Here is a 24,153-nt window from a genome sequence, read left to right on the forward strand (position 1 = left end):
TTGATGCACATGGTGCGCGAGATGTACCTGAGGCGCATTCAGACACGCCCTCGGGCCGTGCGCCGTGAGATGTGCCGGGCGTCGAGACCGGACAGGCCGCGCACCGCGACGTACGCCTTCTCGTGGCCCGGGAGCGAGACCCGGCCGCGCAGCACCGCCTCGGGGTCGCGCTCGATGCGGTCGAGGAGCCTGCGGTAGATGCCGGCCATGGCCGCCACGCAGGCACCGCTGCGCCGGTCGAGCATCGGCAGCAGCCGGTAGCCCTCGGCGAACAGGGCGCGGGCGCGCCGGACCTCGAAGTGGACGAGGCCCGCGAAGTCGGAGCCGGGCGGCGGGGTGGCCCGCTGGAAGCCCGCGGAGCAGCCGAACTTGGCGAGGTCGTCGGCGGGCAGGTAGGTGCGGCCGTTGCCGGCGTCCTCGCGGACGTCGCGCAGGATGTTCGTCAGCTGGAGGGCGAGGCCGAGGGTGTCGGCGTACTCGGGGGCGCGCTCGGCGCCGGGGGCGCCGGGCTCCGTACCGAACACGCCGAGGCTCAGGCGCCCGATGGCTCCCGCGACGCACCGGCAGTAGACCTTGAGATCGTCCCAGGTCTCGTAGACGGCACCGTCCACGTCCATCAGGACGCCGTCGATGAGCTCGTCGAGTCCGTCGAGCGGGAGCGGGAACCTGCGGGCGGCGTCGGCGAGCGCGACGGCGACCGGGTCGGTGTCGTCCTCCGCGACCTTGCCGGCGCGGACGCGGTCGAGCAGGGTGCGGGTGCTCTCCAGGCGGACGCGCTTGGTCTCCGGCTCCAGTTCGCCGTCGCCGATGTCGTCCACCCGGCGGGAGAGGGCGTACAGGGCCGACATCGCCTGCCGCTTCTCGGCCGGCAGCAGCCTGATGCCGTACGCGAAGTTGCGCGCCTGCTGTCCGGTGACGGCCTCGCAGTAACTGTAAGCGGCCTGTACCGGTGCCGACATGTACGTCGTCTGTCCCTCCACGGTCCGGCTCATCCCTCTCTACGCGCTTTTCGCAAGACAACTCCCACTTCGCGCAGCAGGCTGGGCTTGGTGGGTCCGGGCGGTCCGGGCAGTACGTCGAATCCGGCGGCCGCGATCGCGGTGAGGGCGGCGCGTCCTCCTCCCACGAATCCGGCGAGAAGCAGCCTGAGCCTGCCGTGGACGCTACCCACCAGGGGGGTGCCTTCATTCAGCAGATCCCGGGCGCGTTCCGCTTCGTACGCGATCAGGGAGCGGACCGACGCGTTCGCGGTGGGCGCCGCGAGGTCGGTCTCGCCGACGTGGAACCGGGCCATGTCCTCGGCCGGAAGATAGATGCGGTCGCGGCCGAGGTCCTCGGCGACGTCCTGGAGGTGCTCCACGATCTGCAGTGCGGTGCACACGGCGTCGGAGCGGCGCAGCCGTTCGGGGCTCGCGGTCCCGGTGAGCTGGAGGACGAGGCGGCCGACGGGGTTGGCGGAGAGCTCGCAGTAGGCGAGCAGTTCCTCGTACGTGCCGTAGCGGCGGACCTTCTGGTCCTGCCGGTTGGCCTCGATGAGGCCGATGAACGGCTCGGGGGTGAGCGCGCGGCGCCGGGCGGTGGGGCGGAGCGCCCGCATCAACGGGTGGTGCGGGGTCTCGCCGGTGGTCGCGAAGACACGGTGCAGGTCGCTCTCGAGCGCGTCGAGCATCGCGAGCCGGTCGTCGCTCTGAGCCGGTTCGAGCCCGAGGTGCACGGCGTCGGCGCCACCGGGGGCGAGGTCGCCGTCGCCGATGTCGTCCACGAGCCGGGCGAAGCCGTAGACGGCCATGAGGTCGTCGCGCCAGGCGCGCGGCAGGAAGAAGGGGGCGACCGGAAAGTTCTCGTGGGCTGCCTTGTCGAGGGTTCCGGATGCGGCGGTATCAAGCCGCGCCTGCCGGGTACGGGTCACTGCGGACCGCCCTGCGCGGGGACGGCGTGAGCACCTCGGAGCGGGAGATCTTCCGTCATAGCCGTCACAACTCCCGTTCTACACTGCCGACCCAAAATACCCCATTCCGGACACGCCGCCCGCCCATCCGAGTGCCGAGGACGACTCCCGGCCGCCCCCCAGGCGGTATCGCCCCACTTGCGGCGAATCAGCACCGGTACAGCTTACGTTGTACAACGCTCATCCAAACGCCGGGGTACGGGCCTTGCGGCACCGGCCCCGGGGCCCGCGTCAACTTTCCCCCCGCCGGAGCCCGTTCACGTCATCCGGCGGTAGGAGATCGTGACGGCCGCCGTACGACGAGGCGCGGAGGTCCGGGCGCCGGTCCACACTCCGGACGCGGAACGGCCCCCGCCGGAAGGGTCTCCGGTGGGGGCCGAGTGCCGTGCGACGCGGGGCGTCCTACTTGCCGGTCTCCCGTTCGTAGGCCCGCAGGACCTCTTCGGTCGGGCCGTCCATCAGGAGTTCGCCCTTCTCCAGCCACAGGACCCGGTTGCAGGTGTCCCGGATCGACTTGTTGCTGTGGCTGACCAGGAAGACCGTGCCGGCCTCCTTGCGCAGCTCCCTGATCCGCGCCTCGGAGCGGATCTGGAACTTGCGGTCACCGGTCGCCAGCGCCTCGTCGATCATGAGGACGTCGTGGTTCTTGGCGGCCGCGATGGAGAAGCGGAGGCGGGCGGCCATGCCGGAGGAGTAGGTGCGCATCGGCAGGGTGATGAAGTCGCCCTTGTCGTTGATGCCGGAGAACTCCACGATGTCCTCGTAGCGCTCGCGGATCTCCTCGCGGCTCATGCCCATCGCGAGTCCGCCGAGCACCACGTTGCGCTCGCCGGTCAGATCGCTCATCAGCGCGGCGTTGACGCCGAGCAGCGAGGGCTGGCCGTCCGTGTAGACGCTGCCGCTCTCCGTCGGCAGGAGGCCCGCGATGGCGCGGAGCAGCGTCGACTTGCCGGAGCCGTTCGTCCCGATGAGCCCGATCGCCTCGCCCCGGTAGGCGGTGAAGGTGACCCCGCGCACGGCGTGCACCTTGCGCACCCCGCGCTCCTGGCCCTTCTCGCGGCGCATGATCCGGCTCAGTGCGGCGGTGGCGCTGCCCTTGCCACCGCCGCCGCCGTTGACCCGGTACACGATGTGCACGTCGTCGGCGATCACGGTGGGGACGCGCCCCGCGGTGTTGTCGTCAGCCACGGCCGTACCGTTCCTCTGCCTTCCAGAAGTACACGAAGCCCACGATGCCCACCACGATCGACCAGGCGAGGGCGACCGCCCAGACGTGGTCCGGCAGGTTCTCGGAGCCGTATCCGTCGATCAGGGCGAACCTGACCAGGTCCATGTAGATGGCCGCCGGGTTGTACTGGAGCACGTCGGTGATCCAGGCCGGCTTGTTCGCGAGCATCACCGGGATGGAGAACATGACCCCGGAGGCGTACATCCAGGTGCGCATGACGAACGGCATCAGCTGTGCCAGGTCGGGGGTCTTGGCGCCCATCCTGGCCATGGCGAGCGCCAGTCCGGTGTTGAAGAAGAACTGCATCACCAGGGCGGGGATCACCAGCAGCCAGGACAGCCGGGGATAGCTGCCGAATCCGACCGTGACCGCGATCAGCACGATCATCGAGTACAGCAGCTGCTGGAGCTGCTGGAGCGAGAAGGAGATGGGCAGCGAGGCACGGGGGAAGTGCAGGGCCCTGACCAGGCCGAGGTTCCCGGAGATCGCGCGTACGCCGGCCATCACGGAGCTCTGCGTGAAGGTGAAGACGAACACCCCGGTCACCAGGAACGGGATGAAGACCTCCTGCGGTATCCCCTTCTTCGTGCCGAGGATCAGCCCGAAGATGAGGAAGTAGACCGCCGCGTTCAGGAGCGGGGTCGCCACCTGCCACAGCTGGCCCAGCTTCGCCTGGCTGTACTGGGCGGTCAGCTTGGCCCGGGAGAACGCCAGGATGAAATGGCGTCGCCCCTGGAGCTGGCGCACGTACTCGCGGAGTCCGGGCCGGGCACCGCTGACCGCGAGGCCGTACTTCGCGGCCAGCTCGGCCGCGCTCAGGCCGTCGTCGGCTGATGGCGGGCTGCTCACCGCAACCGCGCCGCCATGGGTTGTGTCACTCACCAGAAGAAACTCTCGTATTCGAAATGCGCAGCCAGTCGCGGGCGCGGCTCAGGGCGGACAGGTCCCGACAAGAAAAATACGCCTCATGCTCCCAGAGGGGAGCCTCTCAGATGACCGGAGGGCGGCCCAGCCTGGTCAGTCGCCACACCGTACGCCACTTCATCGGGCGGCGCGGTCCGCAGGGCGTCCGCCAGCCCTCCCGGAATCCGCCGAACCACGCCTTCAGCGCCTCGCCGGACGGCCTGCGCAGCAGGGTCAGCAGCATCCACACCCCGAGGTACACCGGGACGAGGGGCGCGGGGAGGTTGCGCCGGGCCAGCCAGACCCGGTTGCGGGCCACCATGCGGTGGTAGACGGCATGGCGGGACGGGGCCGTGGTGGGGTGGTGCAGCACCATGTCCGCGCGGTAGTCGATCAGCCAGCCGGCGTCCAGCGCCCGCCAGGCGAGGTCCGTCTCCTCGTGCGCGTAGAAGAAGTCGCCCGGCAGCGGGCCGACCTCGGCCAGCACCCGGGTGCGCACCGCGTTGGCGCCGCCCAGGAACGTCGTCACGCGGGACGAGCGCATCGGGTCGGCGGCGCGCAGCCGGGGCACGTGCCGGCGCTGGGTGACCCCGGTCTCGGGGTCCGCGATGCGGAAGCTGATGATGCCGAGCCGGGCGTCCTCGGCGAACGCCTTCCGGCACAGCTCCGCGGTGTCGGTGAGGGGCAGCAGCCCGTCGTCGTCCAGGAAGAGCAGGGCGTCCACATCGGCGCCGGAGGGCCCGAACGCCTCGATGCCGACGTTCCGGCCGCCGGGGATGCCGAGGTTCTCGGGCAGCTCGACGGTGCGGACGCCCGCGGGGACGTCGGGGACGGGCGAGCCGTTGCCGACGACGACCACCTCGATCCGGTCGCCCTCCTGGGCGGCGACCGAATCGAGCAGGGCGCGCAGCTCGGCCGGGCGGTTGCCCATGGTGATGACGACCGCGCCGAGTTTCATGGGTGTGCTCACTTCAGCCTGCTCGATGCCAGGACCGACACGAGGTGCAGCAGGGTCTGGAGCAGGGCGATGCCCGCCAGGACCGCGACCGCGAGACGGCTGAAGAAGAAGTCGTCCCGCACCTCGTCGAGGATCGCGGCGACGAGGATGACCAGGGACGCCTCGACGCACAGGATGAGCCGGTGGAACTTGAGCGCGCCGGCGGCCCGGCGGGCGAACGCCATGCCGGAGGAGCGCGGCTCGGAGGCGGACTCCTTGACCGGCGGCAGTCCGCCCTGGTGGCGGGCGACGCCGACCAGGTCCGTCTCGGCCTTGATCAGGATGGCGCCGAGCGCGGCGAGCGTGCCGAGGAAGGCCCACAGCCAGTCGATGCGGCCGGTGCCCCACAGGTCGGCGGCGCGCAGGCCGAAGCCGACGAGGACGGCCGCGTCGCAGAGGTAGGCGCCGACCCGGTCGAGGTAGACGCCGCCGAGCGAGAACTGCTTCTTCCAGCGCGCGATCTCGCCGTCCACGCAGTCGAGCAGCAGGTACAGCTGGACCATGACGACGCCGAGCACCGCGCCCCAGATGCCCGGGACGAGCAGCGCGGGGGCGGCGAGCACACCGGCCAGCGTCATCAGGTAGGTCAGCTGGTTGGGCGTGACCTTGGTGTTCACCAGGTACCGGTCGATGCGCAGGGAGACCTCGCGCATGTATATCCGGCCCGCCCAGTGCTCACCGCTGCGCCGGTCCTTGACGCCCGGCGGGTGAACGACCGGGCGGAGTTCAGCTACTGATGGTCTTGGCATAGTCGGCGTACGCGTCCCTGATCTGGTCGGTGGAGAGGCTGAGGTGTTCCAGGACCGTGAAGCGTCCCGGGCGGGTCTGGGGCGCGTACTCGACGGCCTGGACGAATTCGTCGGCGGTGAAGCCGATCTCCTCGGGCGTGACCGGCAGGCCGTGCCTGCGCAGTACGTCGGCGAAGAGGCCGGACTCGTCCACGGCCCCGCGCAGGTGCATGGCGAAGGCGGCGCCGAGGCCGACCTGCTCGCCGTGGCTGGCGGCCCGCTTCGGGAAGAGCAGGTCGAACGCGTGGCTGATCTCGTGGCAGGCACCGGACGAGGGCCGGGTGTCGCCGCTGATCGAGATGGCGATGCCGGAGAGCACCAGCGACTCGGCGAGGACGGTGAGGAACTCGTCGTCGGCGACGGTGCCGGGGTGGCGCAGGACGGCCTCGCCCGCGGTACGCGCCATGGCGGCGGCGAGTCCGTCGATCTGCTCGCCGTTGACCTGGTGCGAGAGCTCCCAGTCGGCGATGGCGGAGATGTTGGAGATCGCGTCGCCGATGCCGGACCGCACGAAGCGGTCGGGGGCGGTACGGATCACCGACAGGTCGATCACCATGGCGATGGGCATGGGGACGCCGTAGGAGCCCCGGCCGTTGTCGTTGTCCAGGGTGGCGACGGGCGAGCAGAGGCCGTCGTGGGCGAGATTCGTGGCGACCGAGACCAGCGGCAGGCCGACCCGGGCCGCGGCGTACTTCGCCACGTCGATGATCTTGCCGCCGCCGAGGCCGACCACGGCGTCGTAGCGCTTGCCCTTGATGTCGTCGGCCAGCTGCACCGCGGCGTCGATGTTGCCGCCGGCGACGCAGTACCAGTCGGCGCCCGGCAGGGCCGGGGCCAGCTTCTCGCGCAGGGCGAGCCCGGATCCGCCGCTGATCGCGATGGCGAGCTTGCCGGAGGCGGAGATCCGCTGGTCGGCGAGGAGACCGGCCAGGTCGTGCATGGCACCCCGGCTGATGTCCACGAAGACCGGGGACGGGATGAGTCGGGTCAGTACCGGCACGCGATCTCCCGGCCCTTCGCGAGGTCGTCGTGGTTGTCGATCTCGACCCAGCTCACGTCACCGATGGGAGCGACGTCCACGGTGAAGCCGCGGTTGACGAGCTCCTGGTAGCCGTCCTCGTAGTAGAGGTCCGGGTCGCGCTCGAAGGTGGCCTTCAGGGCGTCGGCCAGCTCCTCGGCGGCCTCGGCCTCGATGAGGGTGAGACCGATGTACTCGCCGGTGGCCTCGGCCGGGTCCATCAGCTTGGTGATCCGCCGCACGCCCTTGCCGTCCTCGACGACGACCTTCATCTCCTCGTCGGCGAGGTTCTTCACCGTGTCGAGGGCGAGGATGATCTTCTGGCCCTGGCCGCGCGCGGCCAGCAGGGTCCTCTCGACGGAGACCGGGTGGACGGTGTCGCCGTTGGCGAGGAGCACGCCCCGCTTCAGCTGCTCACGGGCGCACCACAGTGAGTAGGCGTTGTTCCACTCCTCGGCCTTGTCGTTGTCCACGAGGGTGAGCTTCAGGCCGTAGGTGGCCTCCAGCTCCTCCTTGCGGGCGTAGACGGCCTCCTTGCGGTAGCCGACGACGATCGCGACCTCGGTGAGCCCGATCTCGGCGAAGTTGGCCAGCGTGAGGTCGAGGATCGTCTTGTCGCCGTCCACCGGCACGAGCGCCTTGGGCAGCGTGTCGGTGTAGGGGCGCAGGCGCCGTCCTGCGCCGGCTGCCAGTACGAGGCCGATCATGCGGGTTCTCCTTCGTCGTGAACGGCGGGCGCCCCGGAGGACACCCAGAAGCGGATGGACTCCACCAGCACGATCACGGTCACAGCCACGGCGAGCACGGTGAGTGCCGTGGTGAAACCGGTGGCTCCGGTGAGTGCGGCGGCGAGCACGGCCACGACCAGGGTCCGGCCCTCGTGTCCGCCGATCGTGCGCACCAGCCACTGGGGCGGGGCGCCGGTGCCGCCTCGGATGCGGTACACCGTGTCGTAGTGATGGTAGGCGACGGCCGAGACCAGGCCGAAGGCCGCGGGGAGCGCCCCGTCGATGTCGCTGCGGGCGGCCAGGATCAGGACCGTGCAGTACTCGGCGGCCCGGAAGACCGGGGGCACGAGCCAGTCGAGTGCGCCCTTGAGAGGGCGGGCCACGGCTATGCCGGAGCAGACCGCGTAGAAGACGGCGGCGATGATCGTCTGGCGGCTGCCGAAGGGCTGCTGGAGCGCGGCGGCGATCAGCGCGCCGGTGCCGACGAGGGCGACCACGGGGGCGGTCCAGGCGCCGCCGATCCTCGGGCCCCGGGCGGCGATCAGCTGGGCGACCGGGCCGGAGTCCGCGAGGTCGGCGAGGGCCTGGGCGGCGCGGTCGGTGCGCCGGGCCTTGCGGGTCAGGGAGCGCAGGAGGCGGCCCGCGGTGGTGTAGCAGGCGGCGAGGGCGCAGCCGATGAGCAGGGCGTAGAAGACGATGCGCGGGGTGGTGACCGCGGTGAGGACGGCGATCATCGCCCAGCGCTCGCCGATCGGGAGCACGATCATGCGGCGCAGCCAGACCGTCCAGCCGACGCTGTCGAGCTTGTCGGAGAGGGCGGCCGTGGGGCTGCTGTTCGCCACCGCGTCGTGGTTGGCCTCGTTGAACGAGAAGTCGATGATGTGGCGGCAGGACTGGAGGACCATCGCGCCGAGCGCCAGCGCCCAGACGTCGTCGCCGTTGCGGGCGGCGCCGAGGGCGAGGCCCGCGTAGTAGGCGTACTCCTTGGCCCGGTCGAAGGTGGCGTCCAGCCAGGCGCCCATCGTGGAGTACTGGAGCGAGTAGCGGGCGAGCTGCCCGTCGGTGCAGTCCAGGACGAAGGAGAACAGGAGCAGGATGCCCGCCGCGACGTAGCCGCCCCGGGTACCGGTGGCCGCGCAGCCGGCCGCTATCAGCGCGGTGAGCAGGGACGCGGTGGTGACCTGGTTCGGGGTGAACCCCCGGCGCGCGCACCAGCGGGCGATGTAGCGCGAGTACGGGCTGATGAAGTGGGTGGTGAAGAAGCCGTCGCGGGCCTTCACCGCGCTGCGCAGCCGGACCGCCTCGTCGTCCACGGCCTCGACGTCCGCACGGGCGGCGGCGCGGCCGGTCTCGTCGGTGGGCACGGCGGCGACGAGCGAGCCCAGCTCGGGGCGCTGCACCTCGGTGCCCCCGGCCTCCATGGCCGCGGCGAGCCTGCCGGGCACCGTGCGGTCGGTGACCGTGGCGGTGCCGCCCGCGGGCACTCCGGCGCCGACCGCGTCGGTGGTGGCGCGCAGGGCGCCGACCAGGGCGGGGCGCACCTCGGCCTGTGCGGTGAGGGCGCCGGGCACGGCCGCCGCGGGGAAGCGGGGGTCGGTCAGGGCAAGCCGCAGGGCGTGGCGGTGGCCGATGAAGCGGGGGTCGACGAGGGCGACGCGGTGGGCCGGCGGGACGGCGGCCAGCAGGGTGGCGGCTTCGGTGACGTCGGCGGCTGCCCGGACGTCGAAGCCCAGCGACCGAAGATCGTCCTCCAGGGACGATCCGGGCAGCGGAGCACCTGTGAGAATGGCGGTCGACAGACGAACTCACTCCTTGGGTGCTGACACGGATCGGCACGCGACAGTGCGGCCAGAAGCGGCCGGCGGCATGTCGGCAGAGGCTATCGGATGAACGGAAGCGCGAGTTCACTGCCCGTTCGCGCCCCGTTCCGGGTGGGGCCGGACCACGCGCTCCGTCCGCGATCATCATTGTCGATGGCCGCCCCACCTGACAAAGCCGGGTGGTCCTCCGCCGTGAAAGGGCTCTGACCTGCACACGTTTCCGCAGGTCAGAGACGTTGATAACGGTGTTCAGTGCCGTGTTGCCCGATACCCCCCACCCGTAGTTGACTGGCAGGGCCCGGGCCGGAAGCCCGGGTCCGCGAGACGACCGGGAGGCGTCCCCATGGGGGCAGGGCACGATCACGGACACACACACGGCCCGGCGCTCACCGGCACGGCGGCCGCCGCGCACAGAGGGCGGCTGCGCATCGCTCTGGGCATCACGCTGGCCGTGACGGTCATGGAGATCGTCGGCGGTGTGCTGTCCGGCTCCCTCGCGCTGATCGCCGACGCGGCCCATATGGCCACCGACTCCCTGGGGCTCGGGCTCGCCCTGCTCGCGATCCATTTCGCCAACCGGCCGGCCGGCCCGAACCGTACCTTCGGCTACGCCCGGGCCGAGATCCTGGCGGCCCTCGCCAACTGCTGCCTGCTGCTCGGGGTGGGCGGCTATCTCCTCTTCGAGGCGGTGCAGCGCTTCATCGACCCGGCCGAGACCCGGGGCGGGCTCACGATCGCCTTCGCCCTGGTGGGTCTGGTGGCGAACGCGGTGTCGCTGTCACTGCTGATGCGCGGGCAGCAGGACAGCCTCAATGTGCGCGGCGCCTATCTGGAGGTGCTGGCGGACACGCTGGGCTCGGTGACCGTGCTGGTCTCGGCGGGCATCGTCATGGCGACGGGGTGGCAGGCGGCGGACCCCATCGCCTCGCTGATCATCGGGCTCATGATCGTCCCGCGTACGGTGCGGCTGCTGCGCGAGACGCTGAACGTGCTCCTGGAGGCGGCGCCCCCGGGCGTCGACATGGGCGAGGTACGCGACCACATCACGGCGCTGCCCGGGGTGCTGGACGTCCACGATCTGCACGCCTGGACGATCACCTCGGGGATGCCGGTGCTCTCCGCCCATGTGGTGGTCCAGCAGGACCTGCTGGACTCGATCGGCCACGAGAAGCTGCTGCACGAGCTCCAGGGCTGCCTGGGCGACCACTTCGACGTGGAGCACTGCACCTTCCAGCTGGAGCCGAGCGGGCACGCGGAGCACGAGGCGAGGCTCTGCCACTGAGCCCCGGGGCCGTGCGGCCCGAGGTGTAGGGTTTCCCGGACGTGTACGAACCGGCCCGCCGGCCGGTGCCCGCCCACCCGAGGGTCCCCACGTTGACCGACATGACCTGGCGCGTCCGCCCCGAGATGCGGGACGACGCCCCCGCCGTGCGCGCCGTGATCGCCGCCGCGTTCCCGACGGAGGCGGAAGCCACGCTCGTGGACACGCTGCGCAAGGACTCGCTGATCTGGCTGCCCGGCCTCTCGTGGGTCGCCGAGTCGCCCGACGGTTCGATCGCCGCGTACGCCCTGCTCAGCCGGTGCTGGGTCGAGGGAGTGCCCACCCTGGCCCTGGCCCCGGTCGCCACCGCTCCTGAGCACCAGCGCCGGGGTGCGGGCTCGGCCGTGGTGCGGGCGGTGCTGGAGGCGGCGCGGTGGTACGGGGAGCGGCTGGTGCTGGTGCTCGGGCACCCGGAGTACTACCCGAGGTTCGGTTTCGTACCGGCCTCGCGGTACGGGATCCGGCCGACCTTCGAGGTTCCGGACGAGGCCATGATGGCGCTGGTGCTCGATGATTCCGCGCCCGTCCCGAGGGGCACGATTGAGTATCCGCCCGCCTTCGGGGTCTGACGGACCGGCCGGGGCGGGGCGGACATGCCAGGACCCTAAGTACGAACAAGCCGCTTTTGTACGGCAGACTTGAGCAGACTCGACGGGACCGGCTGCACGGGGCCGGGACCACAGCGAAGGATGGGTATGCCGACCACACCAGTCACCGCGGCGAACACCTCGTCGAACGGCACAGCGGAAGCGATCATGCTCGAACTGGTCGATGAGAACGGCACCACCATCGGTACGGCGGAGAAGCTCGCCGCCCATCAGGCGCCCGGCCAGCTGCACCGCGCGTTCTCCGTGTTCCTCTTCGACGAGCAGGGCCGGCTGCTGCTCCAGCAGCGCGCCCTGGGCAAGTACCACTCCCCCGGCGTCTGGTCCAACACGTGCTGCGGCCACCCCTACCCGGGTGAGGCGCCCTTCGCCGCCGCCGCCCGGCGTACGTACGAGGAGCTGGGGATCTCGCCCTCGCTGCTGGCCGAGGCGGGCACCGTCCGCTACAACCACCCGGACCCGGCGTCGGGCCTGGTGGAGCAGGAGTTCAACCACCTCTTCGTGGGCCTCGCGCAGGAACGGCTGCGGCCCGATCCGGAGGAGGTCGGCGGGACGGCCTTCGTGACGGCGGCGGAGCTGGCCGGGCGGCATGCCCGTGAGCCGTTCTCCGCGTGGTTCATGACCGTGCTGGACGCCGCCCGGCCGGCGATCCGCGAGCTGACCGGGGACGGCGCCGGCTGGTAGTACGGCGGGGTCAGAGGGCGGTGCTCAGCGGCAGGGCCGCCCAGATGACCTTGCCGCCGCCCGCGGTGTGCTCGACGTCGCAGGTGCCGCCCGCTTCCCGGGTGATCTCCCGGACCAGCAGCAGGCCCCGGCCGCCGGTCTGCGCGTAGTCGGTCTCCAGGGCCGTCGGGCGGTACGGGTGGTTGTCCTCGACGGACACTCTGACCCAGTCCTCGCCCACGGCCACCTCCACGGCGAGCTCGGGCGAGAGCAGCGCGGCGTGCTTGACGGCGTTGGTGACCAGCTCGGAGACGATGAGCAGCAGGCCCTGGGCGATGTCGTCCTCGATCGGCACGTTCTGGCGCTTCAGCAGATCGCGTACGGCGTGCCGGGCCTGGGGTACGGAGACGTCCGAGGCCGGGGCGGTGAAGCGCCAGACCCCTTCGTACGGCACGGGCCGGGCGGGGGTACTCCCGCGGCTCTCCATGGTCCGGTACCCGCTCTCCACTCGAAGTGACTTCACGTCGAGTACAGGGTGGCGGGCGAGGTTGCTCCGGTCCGTACTATTGAACAGAAGTCGACTCCTATTGACGGAACTCGACTTCATTCGCGCGACAGTGTCAGTTTTCGGACCGCTTCTGACCGTCCTGGCTGAGCGGGTCCGTTCCTTCTCCCTGGTTCCCCTTGTCTTGCCCCGGCGTCATCTGCTCGGAGACCATCGAGACGATGCGCCGGCCGCCGATCCCGATGGCGATGAGCCCGAGTCCGTCGAAGAGCAGGGCCAGCGAGAAGAAGCAGCCGAGTACGTAGAGGCTGCTGTGCGGCCAGTCGAAGAGGACGAGCAGGCCGAGGAGCAGCCCGAAGGCGCCCTGGAGCAGCGTCCAGCCGAACTGCGGTCCGCGCACCACGAAGCTGCCGACGAGCCGGAAGATCCCGCCGGTCAGGAAGAGCAGCGCGGCGAACATGGTCAGTGCCTCCGCGGTGCCGTGCGGGTGGCGGATGACGACGACGCCCGCGGCGATGTTCAGCGCGGCGACCACCACGCCCAGCCAGAAGTAGTTGGTGCCGCGCGACTGGACGGCGTGCACCAGGCCGACGAGGCCGCCGACGAGGAGCAGCCAGCCGAACAGGATCATCGAGGTGAGCGTCGCGACGCCGGTGTAGACGAGGCCGACCAGGCCGGCGATGACGAGCAGGATGCCGAGCAGGGCGAGACCGCCGAAACTGCGGTGGAGCTTCCTGCCTTCGCGTTCGGGACCGTCCACGTGGGGCTCCTCGGGTGCGTGCCTGTTGCGCGGCCCCTTCTTGATCGTAGGTTCGAACACCACGGATAGCATCCGGCCATGGACCGTACGGAACCCCGGCTGGAGCACACCGTCGCGGACGGCGTCGCCACCGTCGTCATCAGCAACCCCGCCAAGCGCAACGCGATGACGGCCGCCATGTGGGAGGCGCTGCCGGTCCTGCTCGAAAAGGTGGCCGCCGATCCTTCCGTGGGCGCCCTGGTCCTGACGGGCGCGGGCGACACCTTCTGCGCGGGCGCCGACATCTCCTCGCTCCGGGACCCCGGGAGCGATCCGCAGAGCCTGGCCGTGGCGGCCGAGGAGGCGCTGGCCGCGTTCCCGCTGCCGACCCTCGCGGCGGTGCGCGGGTACTGCGTGGGCGGCGGGAGCCAGCTGGCCGCCGCCTGCGATCTGCGCTTCGCGGCGGAGGGCGCCCTGTTCGGGGTCACCCCGGCCAAGCTGGGCATCGTCTACCCCGCGTCGTCCACCCGCCGGCTCCTCGCCCTCACGGGTCCGGCGACGGCCAAGCACCTGCTGTTCTCCGGTGAGCTGATCGACACACAGCGGGCGCTGCGGACGGGCCTGGTGGACGAGGTGCTGCCGGCCGACGGGCTGGACGAGCGGGTCGCCGCCTACGTACGCACCCTGGTGTCCCGGTCCCGGCTGACCCAGGCCGCCGCCAAGGAGTTCGCGGCCGGGCACGAGGACCGGGACGCGCACTGGGCCGGGCAGGCGCGGGGCAGCGGCGACACCGCGGAGGGGGTCGCCGCCTTCCTGGAACGCCGCGCGCCCCGCTTCACCTGGGCGCCTACTGAAGGATGAGGCGGCTCCGGCCCCGCCACTCCTCGACCAGGTCGGCCGGCGCCTTGTCCGGCGATCCGGCGTCATAGGGCGGCTGGGGGTCGTACTCCGCCAGGAGCTGTACGGCCTGGGCGGTCCGGTCGCCGGCGATGCGGCCGAGCAGGGTGAGGCCCATGTCGATGCCGGACGAGACACCGGCGGCGGTGACGTACTTGCCGTCGAAGACGACGCGTTCGCCGGTGGGCTCGGCGCCGTGGTCCCTGAGCGTGTCCAGGGCGAGCCAGTGCGAGGTGGCGCGCCGCCCCTTCAGGAGCCCGGCCGCCGCCAGCAGCAGCGATCCGGTGCAGACGGAGGTCGTCCAGGTGGTGGACTCGTCCGCGCGGCGCAGCCACCCGAGCAGGTTCTCGTTCTCCATCTGGTGGTGCTGTCCGGGGCCGCCGGGGACGATCACCAGGTCGGGGGCGGGGACCTCGTCGAACGTCCGGTGGGCGACCAGGTCGAGGCTGCTGTTGTCGTTGCGTACGGCGCCCGTCCGTTCGGCGACGAAGACGGTCTCGGCGCCCGGGGTGCGGGACAGGATCTCGTAGGTGCCGACGGCGTCCAGCGCGGTGAAGCGGTCGAAGAGGACGATGGCGATCTGCATGGGCTGCTCCCTGTCTGCCTTACGGGTGGTCAGGAGTGGTCGGTGGTGCCGAAGCGGCGGCGGTATTCGGCCGGGCCCGCGCCGAGCGCCTTGATGAAGGCCCGGCGCATCGCCTCCGGGGTGCCGTAGCCGCAGCCGCGGGCGATCCGGGCGACCCCGTCGGTGGTGTCCTCCAGGAGCCGGCGGGCGTGTTCCAGGCGGACCCGGTCGACGTACCGGCCGGGCGTGGTGCCCGTCTCCGCCTGGAAGGCGCGGGCGAAGTGGCGGGGCGAGAGGCGGGCGCGGGCGGCCAGGGCCTCGACGGAGAGGTCGGCTCCGGGGTGCTCGGTGATCCAGTGCTGCACCTCGCGCAGCGGTTCACGGCGCGCCGTCTGGGCGCTGAGCTGCGCGCTGAACTGGGACTGGCTGCCCGGCCTGCGCAGGAAGACGACCAGGTGCCGGGCGACCGTGAGGGCGACGTCCCGTCCGTGGTCCTCCTCGACCAGGGCCAGCGCGAGGTCGATGCCCGCGGTGACCCCGGCGGAGGTGGCGATCCTGCCGTCGCGTACGAAGATCGGCTCGGGGTCGACCTCGACGGCGGGGTGTTCCCGGGCCAGCTTCTCGCACACGTTCCAGTGCGTCGTCGCCCGGTGCCCGTCCAGCTGTCCGGCCGCCGCGAGCAGGAGCGCCCCGCTGCACACGGAGACCAGGCGCTCCGGCAGCGGCCCGTGCAAGCGGAGCCAGTGGACGAGTTCGGGGTCGGGGTCACGGGTGCCCCCGCCGCCGGGGACGAGGAGGGTGTGGGGCGTCGGCGCGTCGGCGAGGCTGCCGTCGGGGACCAGGGTGAGGCCGCAGGAGGAGCGGACCGGGGCGCCGTCCAGCGAGGCGGTGCGCAGCTCGTACGAGACGTCAGGGAAGCTGGACGCCCCGGCGAAGACCTCCATGGGGCCGGTGACGTCGAGGCTCTGGATGCCGTCGAAGAGGACGACGAGCACGGATCGCTGCTTCATGTCCGCCATCCTGGGCGACCACCGGAATGGCCGCAATGACGGGTTCCCCACCTTTCCTGCCCTCGCCCGCTGCGGCACAGCTCACGTGGGCCCAGGGGTTCCTGCCCGTACCGACCAGTCGGTAACGTGCGGGTATGAGTACTCTCCCGCCCCGTGCCGGCCGGCGTTGCCACAACGCCCTGAACCCGCTGCACTCCTCCCTCTACTTCTCCCCCGACCTCGGCAAGGAGCTCGGCGGGATCGGGATCGAGGATCCCTCCGCCGCCTACTTCGCCACCCGCGCCGCCGCCATGGGCGCGGTCGGGGCGGACACGGTGACCGCGACCTTCTACAACTTCAACCACGCGCTCGTGGCCCAGCACGTGCCCGCGATCTGGGACATCGCCTCGCCCGCGAAGGTCCTGGACGCGCGGCTGCGCGCCGCCGACGCGACGCTGCGCCGGCTGCTCGGCGAGGAGATCATCGCCTCGCCGGAGATGGCCGAGGCGGCGCGGCTCGCCCTGCGCGCCACGGAGGGATGCGCCCGACACGCCCGGCCGCTGTACGCGGCGCACGCCGGTCTGCCGGTGCCCGGCGAACCGCACCTGGCGTACTGGCACGCGGCGACGCTGCTCCGCGAGCACCGGGGCGACGCCCACCTCGCCGCGCTCCTCACCGCGGAGCTCGACCCGCTCGAAGCGCTGGTCAGCCACACCGCGACGGGCAAGGGCATGGCGATCCGCTGGATCCTGGCCAGCCGGGGCTGGCGGCGCGCCGACTGGGAGGACGCGTCGGAACGGCTGCGCGGGCGCGGGCTGCTCACGGCGGAGGGCGAGCTGACCGAGGCGGGCGCCGCGCTGCGCACGGAGGTGGAGGAGGCCACGGACCGGATGGACCTGGGCCCGTACGAGCACCTGGGCGGACCGGGTGTGGCCCGGCTGACCGAGCTGGGGCGCGGCTTCCTCGCCACGGCCGCGGCGGCGGGCGCCTTCCCGGCGAGCGCGACGGGCTGAACGTAAAACCGCGGCCTCTCCCTGGGTGGCCGGGCGACACATGGCCCGGCCACCCGGCACAATGCAGGGCGTGTGGCTCCGGGACCGTCCCCGTGGCGGTCCGGGGCCCGACCAGCACAGCCAGCAGGAGAAGGCGAGTCGGTAGAACCGTGACGACGTCCATCGAAGGCAGGATCGCCGAGGAGCTCGGCGTACGCGAGCGACAGGTGAAGGCGGCCGTCGAGCTGCTCGACGGCGGGTCCACCGTGCCGTTCATCGCGCGCTACCGCAAGGAAGCGACCGAGATGCTCGACGACGCGCAGCTGCGCACGCTTGAGGAACGGCTGCGGTATCTGCGGGAGCTGGAGGAGCGCCGGACGGCGGTCCTCGAATCCGTGCGGGAGCAGGGCAAGCTGGACGAGGCGCTGGAGGCGCGCATCCGGGCCGCCGACACGAAGGCGCGGCTGGAGGACATCTACCTCCCGTTCAAGCCGAAGCGGCGGACGAAGGCGCAGATCGCCCGGGAGGCCGGCCTCGAACCGCTCGCCTCGGGCCTGCTGGACGACCCCTCGGCCGAACCGCTCGCCGCCGCGGCGGCGTTCGTGGACGCGGACCAGGGCGTCGCGGACCCGGCGGCGGCCCTGGAGGGCGCCCGCGCCATCCTCACGGAGCGCTTCTCGGAGGACGCCGACCTCACCGGCGAGCTGCGCGAGCGCATGTGGACGCGCGGGCGGCTGGTGGCCCGGGTGCGGGACGGCAAGGAGGAGGCGGGCGCCAAGTTCGCGGACTACTTCGACTTCGCCGAGCCGTTCACCGCGCTGCCCTCGCACCGGGTCCTCGCGATGCTCCGGGGCGAGAAGGAGGACGTGCTCGACCTGGTCCTGGAGCCGGAGGAGCCCTCCGAGGCGCCCGGCCCGTCCTCGTACGAGAACATGGTCGCCCGGCGCTTCGGCGTGAACGACCGGGGGCGCCCCGGTGACAAGTGGCTGGCCGACACCGTGCGGTGGGCCTGGCGGACCCGGATCCTGGTGCACCTCGGCATCGACCTGCGGCTGCGGCTGCGTACGGCGGCGGAGGACGAGGCGGTACGCGTCTTCGCGTCGAACCTGCGCGATCTGCTGCTCGCCGCGCCGGCCGGGACGCGGGCCACGCTGGGGCTCGACCCCGGTTTCCGTACCGGGGTCAAGGTCGCCGTCGTGGACGCGACCGGCAAGGTCGTCGCCACCGACGTCATCCACCCGCACGTCCCGGCCAACAAGTGGGACCAGTCGCTGGCGACCCTGGAGCGGCTGGCGCGCGAGCACCACGTCGACCTCATCGCCATCGGCAACGGCACGGCGTCCCGCGAGACGGACAAGCTCGCGGGTGAGCTGTGCGCGAAGCACCCTGAGCTGAAGCTGACCAAGGTGATGGTCTCGGAGGCGGGCGCCTCCGTGTACTCCGCCTCGGCGTTCGCCTCGCAGGAACTGCCCGAGATGGACGTGTCGCTGCGCGGCGCCGTCTCGATCGCCCGCCGGCTCCAGGACCCGCTGGCCGAGCTGGTGAAGATCGACCCGAAGTCGATCGGTGTCGGGCAGTACCAGCACGACCTGTCCGAGGTGAAGCTCTCGCGGTCGCTGGACGCGGTCGTGGAGGACTGCGTGAACGGGGTCGGCGTCGACGTCAACACCGCGTCGGCGCCGCTGCTCTCCCGGGTCTCCGGCATCGGCTCGGGGCTCGCCGAGAACATCGTGGCGCACCGCGACGCGAATGGGCCGTTCCGGTCCCGCCGGAGCCTCAAGGACGTGGCCCGGCTGGGTCCGAAGGCGTACGAGCAGTGCGCGGGCTTCCTCCGCATCCGCGGCGACGACCCGCTCGACGCGTCGAGCGTGCACCCGGAGGCGTACCCGGTGGTGCGCGCCATGGTGAAGAAGACCGGCGGGGACGTGGCCGCGCTGATCGGCAACACGGGTGTCCTGCGGTCGTTGCGGGCCGACGACTACGTGTCCGAGAAGTTCGGGCTGCCGACCGTGAGCGACATCCTGAAGGAGCTGGAGAAGCCGGGGCGCGACCCGCGTCCCGCCTTCAAGACCGCCACCTTCAAGGAGGGCGTCGAGAAGATCGGCGACCTGGAGGCCGGGATGGTGCTGGAGGGCGTCGTGACGAACGTCGCCGCGTTCGGGGCGTTCGTGGACATCGGGGTGCATCAGGACGGGCTGGTGCATGTGTCGGCGATGTCGCGGACGTTCGTGAAGGATCCGCGGGATGTGGTGAAGCCGGGGGATGTGGTGCGGGTGAAGGTGATGGAGGTCGATATTCCGCGGAAGCGGATTTCGTTGACGTTGCGGTTGGACGACGAGGCGGCCGGGGGCCGCGCGGCGCCCTCGGGGAGTGAGCGGGGCGGCCGGCCGCCCCGGCCTCGGCAGGGGGGCGGGGGTGGCGGTCGCCAGTCCCGTGGCGGTGGCGCTGGGGGTCGGTCTGCGTCTGCGGCGGCTCCGGCCAGTGGGGCCATGGCTGACGCGTTGCGGCGGGCGGGGTTGTTGAAGGGCGAGTAGGGGGTGGGGGCGGGTAGGGCGGGCCTTGTCCCCTACCCGCCCCTTCCCGAAACCGGGGCTCCGCCCCGGACCCCGCGCCTCAAACGCCGGCGGGGCTGGATTTCCGCGGCGGGGTGGGTTTACGCAGCGGAGTGGGTTCTACGCAGCGGGGCTGAGGGTCAGGCCGTCCGACACCACGCGGCCCTCGTGCAGCACCGTACGGTCCTCGCTGCGGTCCATCACCGCCGATGTCACCGTCTCGCCCTCCAGCAGGAGCAGGTCCGCCCTCGCGCCCACCGTGACGCCCGGGCGGTCCGTCGTGGAGGTCAGGCGGGGCGGTCCCCCCTGGAGGATGGACGCGCCGCCCATCGTCGCCACGGCCACGGCGTGTTCGATCAGGTCGTCCGCGCGGTAGCCGTTCGTGAAGGCCAGTTGCCAGGTGCGGTCCAGCATGTCGCCGTTGCCGTACGGGGACCAGAAGTCCCGCTGGCCGTCCTCGCCCAGGCCCACCCGGACGCCCGCGGCGGTCAGGTCGGCCAGGGGCAGGGAGTGGTGGCGGGCGGGGGCCACGGTCGCCATCGCGATGTCCAGTTCGGCGAACTCCTCGATCAGGCGGCGCGTCGTCGCCTCGTTGACCGAGCCCAGGTCGTAGGCGTGCGAGATCGTGACTTGGCCGGCCATGTCCAGGGCCCGCACCCGCTCCAGGATCAGGTCGACGCTGAACACCCCGAGGGCGCCCGGCTCGTGGAGGTGGATGTCGACCGGGGCGTGGTGGCGCTCGGCGAGGCCGAAGACGATGTCCAGGTGGCGTACGGGGTCGCGGTCCAGGGTGCACGGGTCGATGCCGCCGACCACGGCGGCGCCGGAGGACAGCGCCCGGTCCATCAGTTCCGGCACGCCCTTCTCGCGCAGCAGGCCCGCCTGCGGGAACGCCATGATCTCGACCTCGCACCGCCCGGCGTGCGCCTCCTTCGCCGCGAGGACGCCCTCGAACCGCTCAAGGCCGCAGTCCGCGTCGATCTGCGCGTAACTCCGTACGCGGGTGGTGCCGCGCTCGATCATCCGGCCCAGCGTGTACGTGGCCCGGCGGGCGACGTCCCACTCGTCCTGGCGCCAGTGCTCGCGGTCGTTCAGCATCATGCCCCAGACGCCGGGGGCGCCCGTGTGCGGGCGGAAGGGCAGGCCCATCCGCGTGGAGTCCAGGTGGCAGTGGACGTCCGAGAACGACGGCAGGGCGAGCCGCCCCCGGCCGGCCACCGTGTCCTCCGTGGCGGCGCGGGCCGGGTCGTGCGGGGTGATCGCGGTGATCACCCCGTCCTCGACGGTGAGGTCACTGGACTCTCCGCCCCACGGACGGACGTCGCTGATCAGCATGTGGCGTATCTCCTGTGTGGGTGTGTGGGTGCTACGGGGTCACTCGGCCGGGAGCGTCCCGGTCAGGGCGGTCAGGGACGGCTCCCTGCCCCGTTCGATGTGCGCGTACGCCAGTGCTGCCGCCAGGTCCGGCTTGCCCGCGTGGATCGCGGCGCAGATGTCCCGGTGCTCGGCGCACTGGACGCGCGGGTCGCGGCCCCCGGTGAGGCTGAACAGCCACTGCACCAGGCCGAGCGAGGGCTGCAGCGCGTCCCGGAGCAGCCGGTTGCCGGTCATCGCGACGATCTCCGCGTGCAGGGCGGTGTTGGCCGCCGGGATCTCCTCCGCGTCGCCCCGCGCGGTGGCGGCCTCCGCCGCCTCCATCGCGGCCCGCAACGGCTCCCCGTCTCCCCCGGCCGCGCATGCCTCGGCGGCCCTGCGGGCGGCGAAGACCTCCAGGCTGAGGCGGAGGTCGAAGAGCTCGGCGACGTCCCGCAGCGAGAGGTCGCGCACGGAGGCACCCCGGCGCGGGGACAAGACGACCAGGCCCTCGCCGGTCAGGCGGGTGAGCGCCTCGCGGACCGGGATGCGGGAGACGCCCAGGCCCTCGGAGAGCTCGCGTTCGCGCAGCCGTGAACCCGGTGGGTGCGCGCCGGACAGGATGCCGGCGCGGATCGCCCGCTCGGCGTGGTCGGCGTGCGAGGCGCCGGGGTCGCCCGCTTGAGTCATCACCCCGCGACCGTAGCACTTGGTATGCCAAGCACTACGGTCACGGGGGCGATTCAGCGATTGTTCAGGTTCGATCGACCTTGATGCGCCGTTTGGTATGCCAGATGGCGTCAGACCTCCGTCACACGGCCCTCCGCCACCTCGATCCGGCGGGTCGTACGGACCGCTTCCAGCATCCGGCGGTCGTGCGTCACCAGGAGCAGGGTGCCGGTGTACGAGTCGAGCGCCGACTCCAGCTGCTCGATGGCGGGCAGGTCCAGGTGGTTCGTGGGCTCGTCCAGCACCAGGAGGTTGACGCCCCGGCCCTGCAGCAGCGCGAGCGCCGCCCGGGTGCGCTCCCCCGGCGAGAGGGTCGTCGCCGGGCGCATCACGTGGTCGGCGCGCAGTCCGAACTTGGCGAGCAGCGTACGTACGTCGGCGGGCTCCGTCTCCGGGACCGCCGCGCAGAACGCCTCCAGGAGCGTCTCCGAGCCGTGGAAGAGCTTGCGCGCCTGGTCCACCTCGCCGACCACCACGCCGGAGCCCAGGTTCGCGTTCCCCGCGTCCAGCGGGAGGCGGCCGAGCAGCGCGGCCAGCAGGGTCGACTTGCCGGAGCCGTTGGCGCCCGTGATGGTGACCCGGTCCGCCCAGTCGATCTGCAGCGAGGCGGGGCCGAAGACGAAGTCGCCGCGCACGACGCGGGCCTCGCGGAGGGTGGCGACGACCGAGCCGGAGCGGGGCGCGGAGGCGATCTCCATACGCAGCTCCCACTCCTTGCGCGGCTCGTCCACCACGTCGAGCCGTTCGATCATGCGCTGCGTCTGCCGGGCCTTCGCGGCCTGCTTCTCGCTGGACTCGCTGCGGAACTTGCGGCCGATCTTGTCGGAGTCGGTGGCCTTGCGGCGGGCGTTCTTGACGCCCTTGTCCATCCAGGAGCGCTGCATCAGGGCGCGGCTCTCCAGCGACGAGCGCTTGTCGGCGTACTCCTCGAACTCCTCGCGGGCGTGCCGCCGGGCGCGCTCGCGCTCCTCCAGGTAGGCCGCGTAGCCACCGCCGTACAGGTTGATCTGCTGCTGGGCCAGGTCGAGTTCGAGGACCTTGGTGACCGTGCGCATCAGGAACTCGCGGTCGTGGCTGATGACGACGGTGCCGGAGCGCAGTCCGGAGACGTACTTCTCCAGGCGTTCCAGGCCGTCCAGGTCCAGGTCGTTGGTGGGCTCGTCCAGCAGGAAGACGTCGTAGCGCGACAGCAGGAGCGAGGCGAGTCCGGCGCGGGCCGCCTGGCCGCCGGAGAGCGCGGTCATCGGCAGGTCGAGGCCGACGGTGAGGCCGAGTTCGGCGGCGGTCTCCTCGGCGCGCTCGTCCAGGTCCGCGCCGCCGAGGGACAGCCAGCGCTCCAGGGACTCGGAGTACGCGTCGTCCGCGCCGGGGGCGCCCTCGACCAGGGCCTCCGTGGCGGCGTCCATGGCGGTCTGGGCGTCGGCGACGCCGGTCCGGCGGGCCAGGAACTCCCGTACGGTCTCGCCGGGGCGCCGCTCGGGCTCCTGGGGCAGGTGGCCGACGGTGGCGGTGGGCGGGGAGAGCCGCAGCTCGCCCTCCTCCGGCCGGTCGAGGCCGGCGAGCAGCCGGAGCAGGGACGATTTTCCGGCGCCGTTGACTCCGACGAGACCGATCACGTCACCGGGGGCGACCACGAGGTCGAGCCCGGCGAACAGCGTGCGGTCGCCGTGTCCGGCGGCGAGATCCTTGGCGACGAGAGTGGCAGTCATCAGGGTGCAGATCCTAATGTGCCGGGGGCGGCGCGCCGGGCGGGCGCCCAGGCAGGCGGACCGGGAGGCGGCAGTGGTGGCGGACGTGATCGTGGTGGGCGGCGGGGTCAGCGGACTGACCACGGCGAAGGTGCTGGCCGAGCGGGGCCACCGGGTGCGGGTGTGGTCGCGGGAGCCGGCCGGCGACACGACGTCGGCCGTGGCGGGCGCCCTGTGGTGGCCGTACCGGATCGAGCCGCTGGACCGCGTCGGCGACTGGTCGCTGGCCGCGCTGCGGTGGTACGAGGAGCTGGCCGTACGCCCGGAGGAGACCGGCGTACGCCTGGTGGAAGGGGTCCACCGGGGCGAGCGCCTGGCGAACCTCGGGGCGTGGGCCGGGGAGCTGAAGGACGCCGTGGAGACGGCGGAGGGTCTGCGGTGCCGGCTGCCGTTGATCGACATGCCGGCGCACCTGGCGTGGCTGGAGGACCGGGTGCGGGCGGCCGGGGGCGCGGTCGAGCGCCGCACGGTCGCCTCGTTCGCCGAGGCCGCTGCGGAGGCGGGGACCGTGGTCAACTGTGCCGGGCTCGGTGCCCGCGAGCTGGTGCCCGATTCCGGGGTGCGCCCGGTGCGCGGGCAGTTGGTCCTGGTGGAGAACCCGGGGATACGGGAGTGGTTCACGGAGGCCGACCCGGCGTCGAGCGCGACCACGTACTTCTTCCCCCAGCCCGGCCGCCTGGTGCTCGGCGGCACGGCGGTGGCCGACGACTGGACCGCGTCGCCCGACCCCGGTACGGCCGCGGAGATCGTGGCGCGGTGCGCCCGGATCCGCCCGGAGATCGCCGACGCGAAGGTCATCGGCCACCGCGTGGGCCTCCGCCCGGCCCGCGACGCGGGGGTCCGCATCGAGGCGGAGTCCCTGTCCGGGGGCGCCCGGCTGGTGCACAACTACGGACACGGGGGCGCGGGCGTGACGGTGGCCCTGGGCTGCGCCCGGGAGGCGGCGCGGCTGGTGGGGTGAGGGGCCGGCGGAGGCGGCGCCTTCCACCGGCACGCGCGCCGCGATCCGGGCAGCGGCATCGGGCTCCGGGGCGCCGCCCGGCCGCCTCTCCGGGCGACAGCCGA

General features: G+C 72.2%; 23 protein-coding genes. 7 read left to right on the forward strand and 16 right to left on the reverse strand.

Features of this window, described 5'->3' with window-relative positions; genetic code table 11:
* Positions 1-38 precede the first annotated feature (38 nt).
* The 9 genes from hpnD to OG867_RS01730 all read right to left on the reverse strand — a co-directional run bounded on the left by hpnD (position 39) and on the right by OG867_RS01730 (position 9,409).
* Positions 39-992 carry a presqualene diphosphate synthase HpnD gene (hpnD, locus tag OG867_RS01690; RefSeq protein WP_406281880.1) on the reverse strand — a complete coding sequence of 318 codons (954 nt, stop codon included), beginning with the start codon at positions 990-992 and terminating at the stop codon, positions 39-41.
* Positions 989-1,909: a squalene synthase HpnC gene (gene hpnC / locus OG867_RS01695; protein ID WP_406281883.1), complete on the reverse strand. Its 921-nt coding sequence runs from the start codon at positions 1,907-1,909 to the stop codon at positions 989-991. The genes hpnD and hpnC overlap by 4 nt, the downstream gene beginning before the upstream one ends.
* Positions 1,910-2,350: 441 nt before the next feature.
* Positions 2,351-3,136 (reverse strand): ABC transporter ATP-binding protein, encoded by a 786-nt coding sequence (locus tag OG867_RS01700; RefSeq protein WP_018100148.1) that lies wholly within the window; start codon positions 3,134-3,136, stop codon positions 2,351-2,353.
* The gene (locus OG867_RS01705) at positions 3,129-4,058 is read right to left on the reverse strand and encodes an ABC transporter permease (protein WP_328903678.1); all 930 of its coding nucleotides are present in this window, start codon (positions 4,056-4,058) and stop codon (positions 3,129-3,131) included. Before OG867_RS01705 ends, OG867_RS01700 begins: the two co-directional genes overlap by 8 nt.
* A 106-nt stretch (positions 4,059-4,164) precedes the next feature.
* Positions 4,165-5,037: a glycosyltransferase gene (locus OG867_RS01710; protein WP_328904530.1), complete on the reverse strand. Its 873-nt coding sequence runs from the start codon at positions 5,035-5,037 to the stop codon at positions 4,165-4,167.
* A gap of 8 nt (positions 5,038-5,045) precedes the next feature.
* Complete coding sequence (locus tag OG867_RS01715) at positions 5,046-5,825, reverse strand: CDP-alcohol phosphatidyltransferase family protein (protein ID WP_026171139.1); 780 nt, start codon at positions 5,823-5,825, stop codon at positions 5,046-5,048.
* Positions 5,803-6,864: an iron-containing alcohol dehydrogenase family protein gene (locus OG867_RS01720; RefSeq protein WP_403986386.1), complete on the reverse strand. Its 1,062-nt coding sequence runs from the start codon at positions 6,862-6,864 to the stop codon at positions 5,803-5,805. Before OG867_RS01720 ends, OG867_RS01715 begins: the two co-directional genes overlap by 23 nt.
* Positions 6,852-7,589: a sugar phosphate nucleotidyltransferase gene (locus OG867_RS01725; RefSeq protein WP_406281888.1), complete on the reverse strand. Its 738-nt coding sequence runs from the start codon at positions 7,587-7,589 to the stop codon at positions 6,852-6,854. The genes OG867_RS01720 and OG867_RS01725 overlap by 13 nt, the downstream gene beginning before the upstream one ends.
* Positions 7,586-9,409 (reverse strand): DUF5941 domain-containing protein, encoded by a 1,824-nt coding sequence (locus OG867_RS01730; RefSeq protein ID WP_406290699.1) that lies wholly within the window; start codon positions 9,407-9,409, stop codon positions 7,586-7,588. Before OG867_RS01730 ends, OG867_RS01725 begins: the two co-directional genes overlap by 4 nt.
* A gap of 364 nt (positions 9,410-9,773) precedes the next feature.
* On the opposite strand from OG867_RS01730, the gene OG867_RS01735 reads away from it, so the two are divergent.
* From OG867_RS01735 to idi, 3 genes are all read left to right on the forward strand, one after another.
* Positions 9,774-10,712, forward strand: coding sequence for a cation diffusion facilitator family transporter (locus OG867_RS01735; RefSeq protein ID WP_406281891.1), 939 nt, complete (start codon positions 9,774-9,776; stop codon positions 10,710-10,712).
* A 101-nt stretch (positions 10,713-10,813) separates the two neighbouring features.
* Complete coding sequence (locus tag OG867_RS01740; protein WP_406281894.1) at positions 10,814-11,320, forward strand: GNAT family N-acetyltransferase; 507 nt, start codon at positions 10,814-10,816, stop codon at positions 11,318-11,320.
* A 126-nt stretch (positions 11,321-11,446) separates the two neighbouring features.
* Positions 11,447-12,040, forward strand: coding sequence for an isopentenyl-diphosphate Delta-isomerase (gene idi / locus OG867_RS01745; RefSeq protein WP_328903674.1), 594 nt, complete (start codon positions 11,447-11,449; stop codon positions 12,038-12,040).
* Positions 12,041-12,050: 10 nt separating this feature from the next.
* On the opposite strand, the gene OG867_RS01750 is transcribed toward idi, so the two are convergent.
* Positions 12,051-12,506, reverse strand: coding sequence for an ATP-binding protein (locus tag OG867_RS01750; protein WP_026171141.1), 456 nt, complete (start codon positions 12,504-12,506; stop codon positions 12,051-12,053).
* A gap of 133 nt (positions 12,507-12,639) precedes the next feature.
* Positions 12,640-13,284, reverse strand: a complete 645-nt coding sequence (locus OG867_RS01755) for an HdeD family acid-resistance protein (protein WP_406281897.1) — start codon at positions 13,282-13,284, stop codon at positions 12,640-12,642.
* A gap of 78 nt (positions 13,285-13,362) precedes the next feature.
* Here OG867_RS01755 and OG867_RS01760 point away from each other — a divergent pair, with 78 nt between their 5' ends.
* Positions 13,363-14,124, forward strand: coding sequence for an enoyl-CoA hydratase/isomerase family protein (locus tag OG867_RS01760; RefSeq protein ID WP_406281900.1), 762 nt, complete (start codon positions 13,363-13,365; stop codon positions 14,122-14,124).
* Here OG867_RS01760 and OG867_RS01765 read toward each other — a convergent pair.
* Both OG867_RS01765 and OG867_RS01770 read right to left on the reverse strand, forming a co-directional pair.
* The gene (locus OG867_RS01765; RefSeq protein WP_328903671.1) at positions 14,111-14,746 is read right to left on the reverse strand and encodes a DJ-1/PfpI family protein; all 636 of its coding nucleotides are present in this window, start codon (positions 14,744-14,746) and stop codon (positions 14,111-14,113) included. The two genes, OG867_RS01760 and OG867_RS01765, sit on opposite strands and share 14 nt — an antisense overlap.
* A gap of 29 nt (positions 14,747-14,775) precedes the next feature.
* Positions 14,776-15,735: a GlxA family transcriptional regulator gene (locus OG867_RS01770; RefSeq protein ID WP_406281904.1), complete on the reverse strand. Its 960-nt coding sequence runs from the start codon at positions 15,733-15,735 to the stop codon at positions 14,776-14,778.
* Between the two features lie 134 nt (positions 15,736-15,869).
* Here OG867_RS01770 and OG867_RS01775 point away from each other — a divergent pair, with 134 nt between their 5' ends.
* Complete coding sequence (locus OG867_RS01775) at positions 15,870-16,727, forward strand: SCO6745 family protein (RefSeq protein ID WP_328903669.1); 858 nt, start codon at positions 15,870-15,872, stop codon at positions 16,725-16,727.
* Between the two features lie 149 nt (positions 16,728-16,876).
* Positions 16,877-19,240: a Tex family protein gene (locus OG867_RS01780; protein WP_406281908.1), complete on the forward strand. Its 2,364-nt coding sequence runs from the start codon at positions 16,877-16,879 to the stop codon at positions 19,238-19,240.
* Between the two features lie 138 nt (positions 19,241-19,378).
* Here OG867_RS01780 and OG867_RS01785 read toward each other — a convergent pair whose 3' ends face one another.
* The 3 genes from OG867_RS01785 to OG867_RS01795 form a co-directional block, all read right to left on the reverse strand.
* Entirely contained in the window at positions 19,379-20,593 is a 1,215-nt protein-coding gene (locus tag OG867_RS01785; protein ID WP_406281911.1) for an amidohydrolase, read from the reverse strand.
* 39 nt (positions 20,594-20,632) lie between these two features.
* Positions 20,633-21,301, reverse strand: coding sequence for a GntR family transcriptional regulator (locus OG867_RS01790; RefSeq protein ID WP_406290701.1), 669 nt, complete (start codon positions 21,299-21,301; stop codon positions 20,633-20,635).
* A 110-nt stretch (positions 21,302-21,411) separates the two neighbouring features.
* Positions 21,412-23,049: an ABC-F family ATP-binding cassette domain-containing protein gene (locus OG867_RS01795; protein ID WP_328903666.1), complete on the reverse strand. Its 1,638-nt coding sequence runs from the start codon at positions 23,047-23,049 to the stop codon at positions 21,412-21,414.
* A 16-nt stretch (positions 23,050-23,065) separates the two neighbouring features.
* Between OG867_RS01795 and OG867_RS01800 the strand changes: the two genes are divergently transcribed.
* A complete protein-coding gene (locus OG867_RS01800) occupies positions 23,066-24,049 on the forward strand; it encodes an FAD-dependent oxidoreductase (RefSeq protein WP_328904527.1) in 984 nt (327 codons plus the stop codon).
* The last annotated feature ends 104 nt before the right edge of the window (positions 24,050-24,153 follow it).

The sequence above is a fragment of the Streptomyces sp. NBC_00209 genome, assembly GCF_045206345.1.
Taxonomy (GTDB): Bacteria; Actinomycetota; Actinomycetes; order Streptomycetales; family Streptomycetaceae; genus Streptomyces.